The 15868-nt window shown below is 70.0% G+C and carries 11 protein-coding genes; 4 read left to right on the forward strand and 7 right to left on the reverse strand.

The genetic code is table 11. The features are described 5' to 3' along the window. The first annotated feature begins 4 nt into the window (after window positions 1-4). Genes AB0I03_RS03020 through AB0I03_RS03030 form a run of 3 tightly spaced genes read left to right on the forward strand, consistent with a single transcriptional unit; the run spans window position 5 to window position 4719 of the window. Window positions 5-2440: a tetratricopeptide repeat protein gene (locus tag AB0I03_RS03020; protein WP_360405438.1), complete on the forward strand. Its 2436-nt coding sequence runs from the start codon at window positions 5-7 to the stop codon at window positions 2438-2440. Between the two features lie 12 nt (window positions 2441-2452). Beyond that, window positions 2453-3520, forward strand: coding sequence for a PP2C family serine/threonine-protein phosphatase (locus tag AB0I03_RS03025; protein ID WP_360405441.1), 1068 nt, complete (start codon window positions 2453-2455; stop codon window positions 3518-3520). Continuing rightward, entirely contained in the window at window positions 3517-4719 is a 1203-nt protein-coding gene (locus tag AB0I03_RS03030; protein ID WP_360405444.1) for an FHA domain-containing protein, read from the forward strand. The genes AB0I03_RS03025 and AB0I03_RS03030 overlap by 4 nt, the downstream gene beginning before the upstream one ends. 51 nt (window positions 4720-4770) lie before the next feature. Here AB0I03_RS03030 and AB0I03_RS03035 read toward each other — a convergent pair whose 3' ends face one another. The 5 genes from AB0I03_RS03035 to nrdR all read right to left on the reverse strand — a co-directional run bounded on the left by AB0I03_RS03035 (window position 4771) and on the right by nrdR (window position 11270). Then, window positions 4771-5655, reverse strand: a complete 885-nt coding sequence (locus AB0I03_RS03035) for an alpha/beta fold hydrolase (protein WP_360405447.1) — start codon at window positions 5653-5655, stop codon at window positions 4771-4773. A 36-nt stretch (window positions 5656-5691) separates the two neighbouring features. Next, window positions 5692-6273, reverse strand: coding sequence for a TetR/AcrR family transcriptional regulator (locus tag AB0I03_RS03040; RefSeq protein WP_360405450.1), 582 nt, complete (start codon window positions 6271-6273; stop codon window positions 5692-5694). A gap of 207 nt (window positions 6274-6480) precedes the next feature. Further along, window positions 6481-7734 carry an Hsp70 family protein gene (locus tag AB0I03_RS03045; RefSeq protein WP_360405453.1) on the reverse strand — a complete coding sequence of 418 codons (1254 nt, stop codon included), beginning with the start codon at window positions 7732-7734 and terminating at the stop codon, window positions 6481-6483. Between the two features lie 168 nt (window positions 7735-7902). Further along, window positions 7903-10725, reverse strand: coding sequence for a vitamin B12-dependent ribonucleotide reductase (locus tag AB0I03_RS03050; RefSeq protein ID WP_360405456.1), 2823 nt, complete (start codon window positions 10723-10725; stop codon window positions 7903-7905). Between the two features lie 77 nt (window positions 10726-10802). After that, entirely contained in the window at window positions 10803-11270 is a 468-nt protein-coding gene (nrdR, locus tag AB0I03_RS03055; RefSeq protein ID WP_360405459.1) for a transcriptional regulator NrdR, read from the reverse strand. Between the two features lie 441 nt (window positions 11271-11711). Here nrdR and lexA point away from each other — a divergent pair, with 441 nt between their 5' ends. Beyond that, window positions 11712-12368, forward strand: coding sequence for a transcriptional repressor LexA (gene lexA, locus AB0I03_RS03060; RefSeq protein ID WP_205324876.1), 657 nt, complete (start codon window positions 11712-11714; stop codon window positions 12366-12368). An 82-nt stretch (window positions 12369-12450) separates the two neighbouring features. On the opposite strand, the gene AB0I03_RS03065 is transcribed toward lexA, so the two are convergent. Then, window positions 12451-14157, reverse strand: coding sequence for a hypothetical protein (locus AB0I03_RS03065; protein WP_360405463.1), 1707 nt, complete (start codon window positions 14155-14157; stop codon window positions 12451-12453). Between the two features lie 71 nt (window positions 14158-14228). After that, a complete protein-coding gene (gene hflX / locus AB0I03_RS03070) occupies window positions 14229-15644 on the reverse strand; it encodes a GTPase HflX (RefSeq protein WP_360405466.1) in 1416 nt (471 codons plus the stop codon). Between the last annotated feature and the right edge of the window lie 224 nt (window positions 15645-15868).

Genomic DNA, 15868 nt, shown 5'->3' on the forward strand with positions numbered 1-15868 from the left:
CGACATGAGCGACCAGCAGCCGCCTCCAGAGCACACCCAGCGGTACCTTCCGGGCGCGTACCAGCCCGAGGACGAGGCCACCGACACCGTCAGCATCCGCAAGCGGCTCAACACGCCGCCCGCGGTGCCGCCCCAGCCGGGCTTCGCGCCCGCGCCCCTCGGCCCGCCCGGGACCAACGCGGTCCCGCCGCAGCCCATGGCCGCACCCCTCGCGCCGAACTCGGCGCCGCCGATGCACGTGCCCGTCGCACCCCCGATCTCACCGCCGCTGCCGCAGCCCGGCACGCAGGGCATGGTGCCCGCCGGCGTCGTGCACTCCCCGCCCCCGGCCCCCTACCGGGCCCCCGCCGCGCCGCTGCCGCAGCCGATCACCGGCCCCGTCACCCGCTCCACCACAACGAGCGCCCGCCAGCGCGGCGGCCTCTCCGACATGCCGCCAGTGCCGCCCCGCGACCCCGCCGAAGCGGTCATGGAGCACCCGCAGGTGCCCGAGCACAAGCGGTTCTGCTCCTCCTGCGGCAAGCCCGTGGGCCGGCCCCAGGCCGGGCGCGCGGGCCGCGTCGAGGGCTACTGCGCGCACTGCCGCACCCGGTACTGGTTCACGCCCGCGCTCAGCCCCGGCGACATCCTCTCCGACCGCTACGAGGTGCTCGGCGCGATCGCCCACGGCGGCCTCGGCTGGATCTACCTCGCCAACGACAAGAACTTCGCCGACGACCTGACCCAGCGCTGGGTCGTCATCAAGGGCCTCATCAACACCTCCGACGAGGACGCGATCGAGGCCGCGATCAACGAGCGGCGCTTCCTCGTCGGCATCGACCACCCCAACGTCGTCGACATCCACGACTTCGTGACCGCCGCCGACCCGCGCTCGGGCCAGCTCCAGTCCTACATCGTCATGGAGTACCTGGCCGGGAAGTCACTGCGGGACATCAGGGACGCGGTCGACGAGAACGGCGAGCGCCACCCGCTGCCCCTGGAGCAGGTGCTCACCTACACCGCCGAGCTGCTGCCCGCGTTCAGCTACCTGCACGACCGGGGCCTCTTGTTCTGCGACTTCAAGCCGGACAACATGATCCACGTCGAGACCTGGCTCAAGCTCATCGACCTCGGCGCGGTGCGCCACGTCGAGGACATGGAGTCGGCGATCTACGGCACCCCCGGGTACTCGGTGCCGAACGACGAGATCCTCTCCGTGGGCCCGTCCGTGACCTCGGACCTGTACACGATCGGCCGCTCGATGGCCGTGCTCGCGCTCGACTTCAAAGGCTTCACCAGCACCTACCGCGACAAGCTGCCCCCGGCCGCCGAAGCGCCCGTGTTCAACGAGTTCGGGTCGTTCCACCGGCTGCTGCTGCGGGCCACGAACGCCGAGCCGCGCTCGCGGTTCCAGGACGCCGACGAGATGCGCACCCAGGTGCGCGGCGTCCTCCACGAAGTGCAGTCGGTGCAGAAGGGCGAGCCGCGGTTCGAGCCGTCGACCCTGTTCAGCGGCGAGCAGGCCGTGTTCGGCGAACCCGACGTGGAGTACGACATCCACGCCGTGGGCGACCCGTTCGACGTCGCGCACGCCCTGCCCACGCCGATGGTCGACCTCGCCGACCCGATGGCCGCGTTCATGGCCACGCTGCAGGCCACCGACGCCGCCGGCATCCTCGCCGAGCTCAACGCCGCACCCGTGCAGAGCCCCGAGGTGCAGCTGCGGCGCGTGCGCACGCTCGTCAACGCCGGGGACCTGCACCAGGCCAACGCCGCGCTCGACCAGTTCGCGCAGCGCGAGGGCAACACCTGGCAGGTCACGTGGCTGCGCGGCACGATCTCGCTGCTCGCAGCCGACTTCCACACGGCCGCAGCGCATTTCGACGCGGTCTACTCGCACCTCCCCGGAGAGCTGGCCCCGCGCCTGGCGCTGGCGGCGTGCGCGGAGATGGCCGGCCGGCGCGACCTCGCCCTGCCGCACTACACGCGGATCTGGACCTGCGACCACCGGTTCGTCTCGGCCGCGTACGGCCGGGCGCGCCTGCTCGACCTGGAGGGCAACTCGACGGAGGCGATCTCGACGCTGCACCAGGTCCCGAAGACCTCGGCGCAGTACGGGATTGCGCAGACCGCGGCGATCCAGACCGCGCTGCACTCGCGCACGTCGCCGCCGTCGCTGCTCGACCTGCACCACATGGCCGGGCGGCTCGACGAGCTGAAGCTCGAGCCGCGGCGCCGGCACCTCGTGTCGACCCGCATCCTCCACCTGGCGCTGGACACGGTGCTGCGCACCGGGCCCGCGCACGAGCCGCGCGTGTTCGGCGCGCAGCCGGAGGAGCGCGAGCTGCGCCTGGCGCTGGAGCGGACCTACCGTGACCTCGCCCACGCCTGCACCCGCAGGGAGGACCAGGTGTACTACTTCGACCTGGCGAACGAACACCGCCCCCGCACGATGCTGTAGCGAAGGAGCCCTATGCAGCCCTCACCCACTCTGGGCGCCGCGAAGCGTTGCACCGCTTGCGGTCTCCCCGCCGACATCGGTCGCTACTGCGAGGATTGCGGCGGCGACCTGGAGGAGTTCGCGGTCCCGGCCGAGGAGGCCCCGTGGCTCTCCTCCGTCGCCGCCGAGGAGAACACCGACCACCCGGGCGGCTCCGACGACCACACCTCGTTCCAGCTGCCCGGCATCGGCGCGGCGACCGACGTGGGCCACCGGCACCACTACAACCAGGACTCGATCGCGATCGCGGTCGCCGACGACGGGCGCAAGATCGCGGTCGTCTGCGACGGCGTCTCGGGCGCGTCCGACTCCGAGCGGGCGTCACTCGCAGGAGTGGAAGCGGCGGTGACGGAGATCCGCGCGGCGCTCGGCGAAGGCCTCACCGCGGAGGACGCGTCGCGCCGCGGGGTGGGCGCGGCCCACTCGGCGGTGGCCGCGGTCGGGAAGCAGTACCCGAACTCGCCGCCGTCCTCCACGTACGTCTCGGCCGTGATCGAGGGGAACCAGGCGATCCTGTGCTGGGTGGGCGATTCGCGAGCGTACTGGGCCGGCGAGAAGGAGGCGAGATGCCTCACGGTGGACGACACGATCCAGGCCCGCCTGGAGTACCAGGGGGTCGATCCGGCGGACGAGCGGTACAAGAATCCGTACGCCAAAGCCCTGCTCGCGTGGCTCGGCGCGGACGCGCCGAGCCTCAACCCGAACCTCCTCCGGGTGGAATTGGGCGGGGGCCATGTCGTAGTGTGCAGCGATGGTCTGTCGCGCTATTTCAATGACGATCACGACCTTCTGCCACTGCCGGACGGCAGCGTTGGCGACAAGGCGGTAGCGTTGACACGACAAGCGCTCGCCAACGGCGGGCACGACAACATCAGTGTCGCGGTGGTGGAACTCGAATCCCCCGGTTCGGTCCAAGCGGACGGTCATGCGCAGGAGCATGCCGGCCAGGACGCAACGAACCAGGGCGACGGGTCCGCCGCGCCGCCTGGTGTCGTCAGCGAGGCCGAGTACACCCAAATGCTTGGAGGGGGACGACCTTGACCTACCAGCCGACCTACGGCGGTGCCCCACAGCCGGGCGGGTACCAGTGCGCCTGCGGGGCCTTCCCGCAAGCCCAGTTCTGCGAGCAGTGCGGAACGCCCAACCCGGCGTGGCAGCAAGGCCAGCCCCCGCAGTCGCCGGCCTTCGGCCAGGGCTACGCCCCGAACGACCCTTACGGCCAGCCGCAGCAGCAGGACCCTTACGGTCAGCAGCCCGGTTACGGCCAGCAGGACCCGTACGGCCAGCCCCAGCAGCAGGACCCCTACGGGCAGCCGCAGCAGGGCTACGGCCAGCAGGACCCCTACGGGCAGCCCTCGCAGCCGCAGGACCCTTACGCTCAGCCTCAGCAGGGCTACGGGCAGCAGGACCCTTACGGCCAGCAGCAGCCGCAGCAGGGGTACGGCCAGGACCCGTACGGGCAGCCGTCCCAGCCGCAGCAGGACCCTTACGGGCAGCCGCAGCAGGGGTACGGCCAGCAGGACCCATACGGCCAGCCGCAGCAGCAGGACCCTTACGGTCAGCAGCCCGGTTACGGGCAGCAGGACCCGTACGGCCAGCCCCAGCAGCAGGACCCCTACGGGCAGCCGCAGCAGGGCTACGGCCAGGACCCTTACGCGCAGCAGGCGTACGGCGCCGCGCCGACCTCGGCCCCGCCCGGACCGCCTCCGGGCGTCCCGGCCGCGCCGTTCGGCGCCCCGACCTCCGCGCCGCCCGCAACGGCGACCGGCGGGTTCTCCATGCCGGACGCGCAGCCGAGCGACCTCGCCTCGAACTACGCCCCGCCCGGCCAGGCGGCCACCCGCTGGGGTGTCGCCGTCACCGCCGACCAGGGCTACTTCAACAAGGTCGCGGCCTCTGACGGGGCCTCGCAGCTGCAGTACCCGTCGTTCGCGAAGCCGCGCCGGTTCCCGCTCGACAAGCCGGACCTCACGATCGGCCGCTACAGCGCCAAGCGCGGCGTCACCCCGGACATCGACCTGTCCGGCGACGTGGCCGACCCGGGCGTGAGCGCGCAGCACGCGAAGCTGTTCTCCAAGCCCGACGGCTCCTGGACGATCATGGACGTCGGCTCCTCGAACGGCACGTTCCTCAACGGCTCCGACGAGCCGCTGGCGCCGAACGTGGAGTTCCCGGTGACCGACGGGACCTACATCAACATCGGCGCGTGGACGCGCCTGACGGTCCACTACGAGGGTTAAGACGCAACGGGAAAGGCCGGGTCCGATGGACCCGGCCTTTGCTCGTACCGCCTACTCGCCTTTCAAGCGGTGCCCCTTCAAGAAGTCCCTGACCCGGAAGACGACCGCCGGGTTCATCAGGACCTTGCGGTGGCCCAGGCCCGTGGTCGCCATGAGTTCGGCGTTCGGCCATGCGTCCGCGAGGGCCTTGCCGTGGCGGAACGGGTTGGGCCGGTCGCCCTGGTCGTGCACGATGAGCACCGGCGCGTCGAGCTCGACGCCGCGCAGTGAGAAGTCGTCGAGCTTGACCCCGGACTTGGCCTCCCCGAGCGGCACGAGCCGCTCGAAGATGCGGGGTCCGACCGGCACGATCGCGCCGATCGTGTCGCGGAAGCCCTCCTGGCCGCCGATGAACGGCGCGAGCATCGCGAACCGCACCTCGGCCGTGTCGACGCCGCTCTGGAGCAGCCCGTGCACCGAGCTGAGCGCGCCCATCGAGTGGGCCACCACGCCGTAGGGCGTGCCGAACTTCTCCAGGACCACGTTCATCGCCTCGATGAGGTGCAGGCCGTTCGCGTGCCGCTCGCCCCAGGGCCCGGCCCCGGCGTTGCCGTGGCTCGGCGCGTCGAACGCGACGACGCGGAAGCCGGAGGCCACCAGGTTCGCCGCGATGAACTTGAAGTCGCCGGTGGAGCCGCCCCAGCCGTGCACGAGGTACACGAGGGGACCCTCGCCCCAGTCGTAGCCCCACAGGTTCGAGCCGAGGCATTCGAGCTCGAACACGTGCGCACCGGCGGGAGCCTCGCCGCGCAGGCGCTTCTCCGGGCCGGCCGGGAGCCGGAACCACAGCTCGCACAGGACCTTCGCGGCCCGCATGGGAGCCATGCGCTCGGCGGCGGTGAAACCGGAGCGCACATACCAAGGAGCACGAACGGTCGTGCTTTTCTTCTTCGCCACGGGGGCAGTGGACGCCATGAGCGCGGACCTTCCTGGTTAACTCTGGAGACTGTCGAGCAGTCGGTTGAACGCCGTCCACGCGCGGTCGGCGGCGTCGGGATAGGACAGGATGCGGCTCATCCAGTTGTAGGACAACAGGATGCCGAACACCTCCTGCGCCACCTGGAAGACGTCGGTGTCTTCGGGGAACTCGCCCTGAGCGACCGCCGTGGAGGCGATCCGGGCGAGGGACTCGAGCAGTTCGCGCTGCTCCGAGGCCATGAAGTCGTGCAGCGGCCCCGGCAGGTCGTCGAACTCGGCCGCGGCCGCCAGGAACAGGCAGCCGCCCGGATGCGAGTACCACTGCATCCAGTACTCGACGATGGCCTGCAGGCGGGTGATCCCCCGCGGCTTCGCGAGCGCGGGCCGGATCACCTCGTCGATGAACTGCTCGCCGTTGCGCTCCATGCAGGCCAGCTGGAGCGCCTCCTTCGACTTGAAGTGGGCGTACAGGCCCGATTTCGACATGTCCGCCGCCGCGGCCAGCGAGCCGATGGTCAGCCCGGAGAGCCCCGAGTAGCGGGCCATCCGGACCGCTTCGTCGAGGATCGCCTGCCTCGTCATTTCGCCTTTGCGCACGACCTAAAAATAGCACGATCGTGCTGGAAACTCTACGGACAAGCGCTAGGGGTGTTGGAGCAGTCCCGGCGAGTCGGTATCCGAGTCCATTCGTTCGGTCGCAAGACGGAGGGGCCTTCGCATACCGGTGTTGTATGCGAAGGCCCCGACAACGCAGCGAGCGGGCGAATGGGCCGGATAGCGGCCGGCGGGGCTGCTCCAACACCCCTAGACGTCGCACTCGCTCGCCTCGCCGGTGTACGAGAACGTCACCGCGACCTCCTCGGACAGCGCCTGGGTCGTCCCGGGCTCGGGCGACTGCCCGATGACCTCGCAGTCCTCGTGCGACCAGTCGAAGACGCCGCGCTCCTCCCCCGACTGCTCGACGCCCGCGAAGCCGGCCTGCTCCACGGCCTGGGCCGCCTCGGCGGTGGACAGGCCCATCACGTCCGGCACGGAACCGGTCGGCGCACTCTCGGTCGTCGGCTGCGAGTCCTCGGTCGGGTCCTCGTCCGCGCCCTGGTCCTCGGTGTCCTCCACGGTCTCCTCCGGGGTGGGCGACTCCGACGGGCTCGGGCTCGCCTCCGACGGCGACTCGCTCACTTCCGGGGAGGCAGTCGCGCTCGTTTCTGAAGTCGTTGCGGCGGACGCGCTCTCATCGATGGCAGCGTCATCCTCAGTGGACTCCCCGTCGCCGAGCTGGGATCCGAACGCGGCGCCCGCGCCGACGACGACCAGCAGTGCGGCGGCCACCACCACCGCGCGCTTCTGGCCTCCGCGACGCTTCGGCGGCTCCTGCTCCTCGACGAACGGCAGCTCCCGCGTCGCCACGGGCGGCGCCTCGGCGGCGAGGACCTTCGCCTGCGGCGCGGCGAGCACCGGTTCGAGGCCGAACCGGCGGCGCAGCGTCATGGCCGCGAGCGGCGTGCGGGACGCGCCGCCCGCCATGAGCAGGCCCGCGAGCTCGGCGGGGTGGACGCCCGCCTCGGCGAGGGTCTCCTCCATGACGTCCGCGGTCGTCACGACCAGCTCCTCGACGCGCGACTCGAACTCCTCGCGCGTCAACGGCATCTTGATGTCCGCCGCGGGCAGCGTGATCACCGTGAAGTCGCTTCCGGACAACTGCTCGCGCGCCTGCGTGATCTTCTCCAGCAGCTGCGCGCGCAGCTGCCGGTCGGCCGGTTCGGCCGGGTCGGCGATGCGGGACCAGAGGCGGACGCCGGCGTCGGGATGGCGGCCTGAAAGGTAGGCCAGGATCAGGCCGTCGAACTCGGCGCCGCCGATCGGCTCGGAGCGCTCGGCGACGACGACGAACCTGCCCTCGATACGGCGGACGACGGCGGCGTTGAACGAGGATCGGCCGAGGCGGTAGACCGCGAAGGCGGCACCGGAGGCGAGGGGCACTCCGGTCGAACTGCTGAGACTTGCCGCGGCGGCCCCGGGGTCGATCCGGACCGATGCGGCCGGGGGGACGTTCTGCATAGCGCCGAGTCTATGACCGACGTATCGAGCGGCTTCGACCCGTCTTGATCTGTTTTGAGGCACTTACGCTGCGCGATCAAAACTTTCGGTGCCCGGCGAAGCGCGCGGCGGGCAACGGCGAAGCGGGGCCGGGAGTCGCACTCCCGGCCCCGCTTCGATCTCCGTTCGCTAGCTGCAGCCGCTCGTGGCGCCGCAGCCTTCGCAGGCGTAGCAGGAGCCGGCCGGGCGCATCTTCGTGCCGCAGTTCATGCACAGCGGCGCGTCGGCGCTGCGGGCCTGGGCCGAGTTGAGGATGTCCTGGCGGGACTTCTTCGTCTCGATCTGCACCCGCTCCGTGACGGCCTCCTCGATCGGCGCCGAGGCGCGCAGCGCCTCGAGGTCGACCTCGTGGACCTTCGCGGGGTCTTCGCCGTTGACCTCGGCGGTGCGCTCGGCGGTGGTGAGGATGCCGAGCGCCGCGCGGTCCTCGTACGGCAGGTAGTCCAGCGCGAGGCGCCGGAAGATGTAGTCCACCAGCGACGAGGCCATGCGGATGTCCGGGTCGTCGGTCATCCCCGCGGGCTCGAAGCGCATGTTGGTGAACTTCTCGACGTACTTCTCAAGCGGCACACCGTACTGCAGCGCGATCGAGATCGACACCGACAGCGCGTCCATGACGCCCGCGAGGGTCGAGCCCTGCTTCGACATCTTCAGGAAGACCTCGCCGAGCCCGTCGTCCGGGTAGGACGAGGAGGTCATGTACCCCTCCGCGCCACCCACGCTGAACGAGATGGTCTGCGACGGGCGCTTCTTGGGAAGCTTCCGGCGGACCGGCCCGTGGGCTGCGACGGTCTCGACGACCTTCTCCACGGCTTCCTCGACGGCCTTGTCGATCTCCTTCTTCTTCGCGGAGAGCGGCTGGCCGACCTTGCAGTTGTCGCGGTACACCGCGAGGGCCTTGAGGCCGAGCTTCCATCCCTGGAAGTACACCTCTTCGATGTCCTCGACGGTGGCCGTCTCGGGCAGGTTGACGGTCTTGGAGACCGACCCGCTCAGGAACGGCTGCACAGCGGCCATCATGTTGACATGCCCCATCGGCGAGATCGACCGCTCGCCCATGGCGCAGTCGAACACCGGGTAGTGCGCCTCGGCCAGATGCGGGGCGCCGACGACATAGCCGTGCTCGGCGATGTACTCGACGATCTCCTCGCGCTGCTCCTCGCCGTACCCGAGGTTCGCCAGCGCGCGCGGCACGGTCTGGTTGACGATCTCCATCGAACCGCCGCCGACGAGCTTCTTGTGCTTGACGAGCGCGAGGTCGGGCTCGATGCCCGTGGTGTCGCAGTCCATCATGAACGAGATGGTGCCGGTGGGGGCGAGTACCGAGGCCTGCGCGTTGCGCCAGCCGTTGACGGCGCCGATCTCGTTGCCCTTGGCCCATTCGGCCTTGGCGGCGTCCAGGACGGTGGCGTCCACATCGCCGAAGGTGCGGACCTCGTCCGCGGCGGCGGCGTGCTTGTGCATGACCCGCTGGTGCGGTTCGGCGTTGAGCTCGTACCCGGCGTAAGGGCCGACGACGCCCGCGAGTTCCGCGGAACGGCGGTAGGAGACGCCGGTCATCAACGCGGTGATCGCGGCGGCCAGGGCCCGGCCGTCCTCGGAGTCATAAGCGTGGCCCGAGGCCATGAGCAGCGCGCCCAGGTTCGAGTAGCCGATGCCGAGCTGGCGGAAGTCGCGGGTGGTCTGCCCGATCTTCTCGGTCGGGAAGTCCGCGAACGAGATCGAGATCTCCATGGCGGTGATGACGAACTCCACGGTCTTCACGAACCGCTCGACGTCGAACGACCCGTCTTCGCCGAGGAACTTCATGAGGTTCAGACTCGCGAGGTTGCACGACGAGTCGTCCAGGTGGAGGTACTCGGAACAGGGGTTAGAGGCACTGATTCGTCCGGATTTGGGCGACGTGTGCCAGTCCTGGATCGTGCCGTCGTACTGGATGCCGGGATCGGCGCAATCCCAAGCGGCTTGGGCCATCTTGCGGAAGATCTCGCGGGCGTCGCGGCGCGAGATCTCCTCGCCGGTCGTGCGGGCGATGAGCGGGTAATCAGTGCCCTGCTCGTACGCCTTCATGAACTCGTCGGTGACGCGCACCGAGTTGTTGGCGTTCTGGTACTGGACCGAGAACATGTCCTCGCCGCCGAGGTCGACGTCGAAGCCGGCGTCGCGCAGGGCGCGGATCTTGTCCTCCTCGCGGGCCTTCGTGTCGATGAACGCCTCGACATCGGGGTGGTCGACGTCGAGGATGACCATCTTGGCGGCCCGGCGGGTCGCGCCGCCGGACTTGATCGTGCCCGCAGAGGCGTCGGCGCCGCGCATGAAGCTGATCGGGCCGGAGGCGTTGCCGCCGGAGGAGAGCAGTTCCGCGGAGGACCGGATGCGGGAGAGGTTGATCCCGGCGCCGGAGCCGCCCTTGAAGATCATCCCCTCTTCCTTGTACCAGTCGAGGATCGACTCCATCGTGTCGTCGACGCTGAGGATGAAGCACGCGGAGACCTGCTGCGGCGCAGCGGTTCCGACGTTGAACCAGACGGGCGAGTTGAAGCTGAAGTACTGGTGGAGGAGGAGCCAGGTGAGCTCGTCGGCGAAGATCTGGGCGTCCTCGGCGGTGGCGAAGTAGCCGTGCTTCTCGCCGGCGGCCTGGTAGGCCTGCACGACGCGGTCGATGACCTGCTTGAGGCTGCTTTCGCGCTGCGGGGTGCCGACGGCGCCGCGGAAGTACTTCGAGGTGACGATCTGGGTGGCGTTGATGCTCCAGAACTCGGGGAACTCGACGCCGCGCTGCTCGAAGTTGATCGAGCCGTCGCGCCAGTTCGTCATGACGACGTCGCGGGACTCCCACTTGACTTCGTCGTACGGGTGCACTCCCGGCGTCGTGAAGACGCGCTCGACTTTGAGGCCGTCGGTCTTCGGCGGCTTCGTCGCGGTGGCTGTGGCTTTCGTGGTCTTCGGCATGTTCCTCGCCCCTGTCTGCTCATGCCTGGTCATGGGAATCGGATGGGTGTCGTTGCTGTGGGGGTGCGGCCGCCGGCTCAGCCGGTGCTGTTGCGGGCGGCGTGCTCTTCGCGCAGTTGCGCGATGGCGGCCTCGAAGTCCTCGAGGGATTCGAAGTCCTGGTAGACGCTGGCGAAGCGGAGGTAGGCGACCTCGTCGAGCCGGCGGAGCGGCTTGAGGATCGCCAGGCCCACTTCGTGGGCGGGGACCTCGGCCACGCCCTTGGAGCGGATCTCGTCTTCGACGGCCTGGGCCAGCTTGGCCACGTCGTCGGCGTCGACCGGGCGGCCCTGGCAGGCCTTGAGGACGCCGGAGGCGACCTTCCCGCGGCTGAAGGGCTCGGTCGCGCCGCTGCGCTTGACGACTGCGAGGATGGACTCCTCGACGGTGGTGAAGCGCTTCTCGCACTGCTGGCAGACCCGGCGGCGGCGGATGATCTTCCCGTCCTCGGCCTCGCGGGAATCGACTACGCGGCTGTCGGGATGGCGACAGTACGGGCAACGCATCGATAGTCTCCTTACGTAAGCCATCGTCTCGCCGGCTTCGGCGGCATCCGCGAGCCGTAGATTGGTACGTCTCGGCGGTGCTGAGGGTTCCATCGCGACGTGCCGTGCCGGGTGCCGCGCCGGGAGGGACAGTCTGCCCCTCGCCGCTGCGGTAGGTGCGGAAACCCCAACACCTAGTGAGAGACGATACAACAAACCACAAGATCTTGTGTCAAGAATAGCGCAGATGCGTCGCTGGACGACGGCGGAGTTCGGGGGCGGGCTCCACTGAACCAGCGGTCGCCGGGCTCTCGTTCACCCGTACGGGTGAACCTGGGCCAAAACACACTCAGAGCAGCGCGGCGACACGCCGGTGTCGCACGAATGTTTGACTTGACACAGCACCTGAGTTACATTGTCGGAATCAGACATACCGTCCCATTTGTCTAACGGGAGCCTCCTGTGGCTAGCGAGACCACAACAGCCCGACCGAAAACGCGCAAGCTCACGCGTCGGCAGCAGCAAGTCCTCGAGTACATCGAGGAGTTCATCAACAACAAGGGGTACCCGCCCAGCGTCCGGGAGATCGGCGCCGAAGTCGGGCTCGCCTCGGCCTCGTCGGTCGCCTATCAGATGAAGCAGCTCGAACGGAAGGGCTACCTCAACCGCCTGGCCGGCCGGCCGCGCGCGGTCGGGGTCCGCCAGTCCACCCCGGGCGGCGTCCAGACCTGCTCGCAGCACCCCCGGCCGCGGTACGTGCCGATGGTCGGCGAGATCGCCGCCGGGCAGCCGATCCTGGCCGAGGAGCGCGACTACGACGTCATGCCCCTGCCGGCCGAGTTCGTCGGCGAAGGCGTGCACTTCCTCCTGCGCGTCAAGGGCGACTCGATGGTCGAAGCGGCCATCACCGACGGCGACTGGGTCGTGGTGCGCCAGCAGCCCGACGCTCTGAACGGCGAGATCGTGGCCGCGATGATCGACGGTGAAGCCACCGTGAAGACCTGGAAGCGCAAGAACGGCAAGCCGTGGCTGCTCCCCGCGAACTCCCTGTACGACCCGATCGACGCCACCGAGGCCGAGATCCTCGGGCGCGTCGTCGCCGTCCTCCGGAAGATCTAGCACCGCGGCCTGCGGGCTGCGGTAGTACCGCTGCGCCCGGGAGCAGTGCGCTAACGCGCTGCTCCGGGCGCCGCAGCCGCTTTCAGCGCCCTCGGCCGTACGTCGTGCCGTTCTCAGGCGGGGCCCAGAAGCCGTCCTCCGGCTCCGGGGTCCCTTCGTTGTTTCCGGCCCCGTAGACGCCGCCCTGAGGGGCGCCGTAGGTGTTCCCCCGCCCAGGAGCCGGCGCGGCCGGGCGGGCCCCGTAGACGTTCCCTGAGGGCTCGGAACGGGCACCGAAGCTCTGGCCCGGGCCGGCGTTGTCGTAAACGCTGCCCTGACCGCCGCGCTCGAACGCGCCGTACTGGGGTTCCTCGCGGGCGGCGCCGTACACGCCGCCCTGCCCGGCGGGCGGGGTCTGCGGGCGGGCGCCGTAGACGTTGCCCGAAGGCTCAGGGCGCGAACCGCCGTAGACCGAGCCGGTGGACTCGGGGCGGGCCGGACTCGCACCGTAGACGTTGTCGGACCGGGCCGGCCCCGCGCCGTACACATTGCCCGAAGGCTCGGAGCGGACGCCGCCGTAGACGCCGCCGCGGGCGATCTGGCCCAGGTCCGGGTCGGGCTGGCCGGAGTCGAGGCCGAGGTCAACCGGGTCGTCGTCGAACGCGTCGCCGCGGTCCTTGCCGAAGCCCGACTCCTCGCGGGCGAAGCCCAGCTCGGTGTCGTCCTCTTCGTCGCCGCCGTTCTGCTTGCGGTACTTGCGGATGATGATGATGCCGAAGACCATCGAGGCCATGCCGAGGATCGCGATCGCGGCCAGGATCTTCACGATGGTGCCGACGCCCAGGGAGAGGATCCGGTCGACCAGCGACGGCCCCTCCTCCTCGGCCCCGCCGCCGGAGGCCTCCTCGCTTGCGGCGGGCTCCTCGGCCGCTGGAGCGGCCGGGGCGTAGCTGGTGAGGGTGCCGACGGTGCCGTCGCCATCGGCGGAGTCCAGGGTGACGAAGTTGCCTTCGGCGTCGTAGGCGAGGCCCTGCGCGTCGCCCGCGGCGGTGATCGGGGTGACCACCGGCGTGCCCTCGGTCAGGGTCGTGATCACATCGCCGTCGACGGTCCACTCGTAGACGGCGCTCTCGGTTCGCAGCGCGACCTTCGACGCGTCGGCGTTGAGCGCCGCACCGGTGACCGTGCCGCCCTCGGAGAGCGCGACGGTGCCGGCGCTCTCCAGCGGCGTGTTCTCGGTCTGGTTCTCGCCCGACGGGTAGTAGAGGTTGGTCTCGCCGTCTGCGGCGGAGAAGAACAGCGGCTTCTTGTCCGAGGCGTCCGGGATCAGGAACGTCTCGACCGCTTCGGGCGCGTCGGGGAAGACGTAGCGGTAGGCGACGTTGTTGCCGAAGTCTTCGAGCGAGATCTGGTTGACGGTGATCCAGTCGCGTTCGGTCGCACTGCCGGTGTCGCCGACCCAGAGGAAGCCGTCGGGGTCGAACGCCAGCGCCTGCGGGTCGCGCGGCTGGTGGTCGATGAAGACCTCATCGGCATCGCGAGGGTTGCAGTCGCCGCCGACCCGCATGATCGACAAGGTGCCGTCCTGGTTGTCGGCGGAGGAGACGATGTACCAGCCGTCGCCGTCGGGTGCGGCGACGATGCCCGAGGGACTCGCCAGGCGGGGGTCGTGCAGGTCGCACACCACTTCCCCGCCGCCCTCTTCCTGGGCGTGGGCGGGGGGCACGGCCACCACCAGGGCAGCCGCTCCGGCTGCCCCGGCGACGATCCGCGCAGGCAGGGCCCCTCGGCCCACACGGCGCTCTCGCATCAGGCAAGTGTTCCAGAACACGGGGTGTACCGGCCAGGCCCCCCGAGAGACATGTTCAGGACCACTGCGATTCAGTCGGTTTCGAGGACGAACGCCCGCAATTCTCCGGCCAGCGCGTCGTCGACGCGGGCGGTGATGACACTGCCGTCGCCGCGGTGCTCGGTCGAGAGGACCTCGCCGCGGGAGCGCATGCGGGAGACGAGGTCGCCTCGCACGTACGGGATGCAGACGGTGAGCGTCGTGCGGGGCTGCGGGAGGGCCTGCTCGATGGCGGCGCGGAGCTTGTCGATGCCTTCGCCGGAGTGGGCGGAGACGAAGACCGCGTCGGGCCAGTCGGAGCGGAGCTGCAGGATGTCGTCGGGCGCGACCAGGTCGAGCTTGTTGACGACCACCAGTTCCGGGACCTCTTCGGCGCCGACCTCGGCGAGCACTTCGCGGACCGCTGCGGCCTGGCCGAGCGGGTCGGGGTGCGAGCCGTCGATCACGTGGACGATGAGGTCGGCTTCGGCGACCTCTTCGAGCGTGGAGCGGAAGGCCTCGACGAGCTGGTGGGGCAGGTGCCGCACGAACCCGACGGTGTCGGTGACGGTGTACTCGCGGCCTTCGGCGGTGCGGGAGCGCCGCGTCGAGGTGTCGAGGGTGGCGAACAGGGCGTCCTGGACGAGGATGCCCGCGCCGGTGAGGGCGTTGAGCAGGCTCGACTTGCCGGCGTTGGTGTAGCCGGCGATGGCGACGCCGGGGACCCGGTTGCGGGTGCGGGAGTCGCGCTTGGTCTCGCGGGTGACGGTGAGCTTCGCGAGCTCGCGGCGGAGCTTGGCGACCTTGGCGCGGATGCGCCGGCGGTCGGTCTCGAGCTTCGTCTCGCCGGGGCCGCGGAGGCCGACGCCGCCGTTGGAGCCGCCCTGGCGGCTCATGGCGTCGCCCCAGCCGCGCAGGCGCGGCAGGAGGTACTGGAGCTGGGCGAGTTCGACCTGGGCCTTGCCCTCGGCGCTCTTCGCGTGCTGGGCGAAGATGTCGAGGATGAGGGCGGTGCGGTCGATGACCTTGACGTTGATGGCCTTCTCGAGGGCGATCAGCTGGCCTGGGGACAGTTCGCCGTCGGCGATGACCGTGTCGGCCCCGAGGGCTTCGACGGCTTCCTTGACCTCGCGGACCTTGCCGGAGCCGATGAAGGTGCCGGCGTCGGGCTTGGAGCGGCGCTGGATGAGGCCTTCGACGACTTCGGAGCCGGCGGTCTCGGCGAGCTGCGCGAGCTCGGCCAGGGAGTTCTCGGCGTCGTCGATCGTGCCTTCGGTCCACACGCCGACGAGGACGACGCGCTCGAGGCGCAGGCGCCGGTATTCGGCGTCGGTGACGTCTTCGAGTTCGGTCGAGGCGAGCCCGGCGACGCGTCGCAGTGCTTGGCGTGCTTCCAGGTCCAGTTCGCCCGTTGAGGGGGCGGTGTCGGACGGGAAGTCTTCTTGGGAGTTCATGTGCTCTTCGTGCATCACCACAAGCTTGACACGCGCGTGTGACAGCGGCGAGCGAATATCGCGCAGAGCGTAGTCGGCGGCGTGTCGGGGCGGCCCGGGAGCGGCGGGGCGGGCCCGGGGTTCGAGGTGCGGAGTGGCGGGGCCGATGCGGGGAACAGGGCTGAGGCGGTCTTGCGCGCGGCAGTGGCATCATTCAAGGCATCCGCCTCTGCAGATTCTCCGCGCGCGAGCAGCTTCGA

This window comes from Glycomyces sp. NPDC021274, from assembly GCF_040641195.1.
Classification (GTDB): Bacteria; Actinomycetota; Actinomycetes; order Mycobacteriales; family Micromonosporaceae; genus Glycomyces.

Excerpts from the sequence above, each read along its gene's own strand:
- hflX (WP_360405466.1), bottom strand. The coding sequence starts at position 15,644 with ATGCACGAAGAGCACATGAACTCCCAAGAAGACTTCCCGTCCGACACC.
- AB0I03_RS03065 (WP_360405463.1), bottom strand. The coding sequence starts at position 14,157 with ATGCGAGAGCGCCGTGTGGGCCGAGGGGCCCTGCCTGCGCGGATCGTC.
- AB0I03_RS03045 (WP_360405453.1), bottom strand. The coding sequence starts at position 7,734 with ATGCAGAACGTCCCCCCGGCCGCATCGGTCCGGATCGACCCCGGGGCC.
- AB0I03_RS03050 (WP_360405456.1), bottom strand. The coding sequence starts at position 10,725 with ATGCCGAAGACCACGAAAGCCACAGCCACCGCGACGAAGCCGCCGAAG.
- AB0I03_RS03020 (WP_360405438.1), top strand. The coding sequence starts at position 5 with ATGAGCGACCAGCAGCCGCCTCCAGAGCACACCCAGCGGTACCTTCCG.
- AB0I03_RS03025 (WP_360405441.1), top strand. The coding sequence starts at position 2,453 with ATGCAGCCCTCACCCACTCTGGGCGCCGCGAAGCGTTGCACCGCTTGC.
- nrdR (WP_360405459.1), bottom strand. The coding sequence starts at position 11,270 with ATGCGTTGCCCGTACTGTCGCCATCCCGACAGCCGCGTAGTCGATTCC.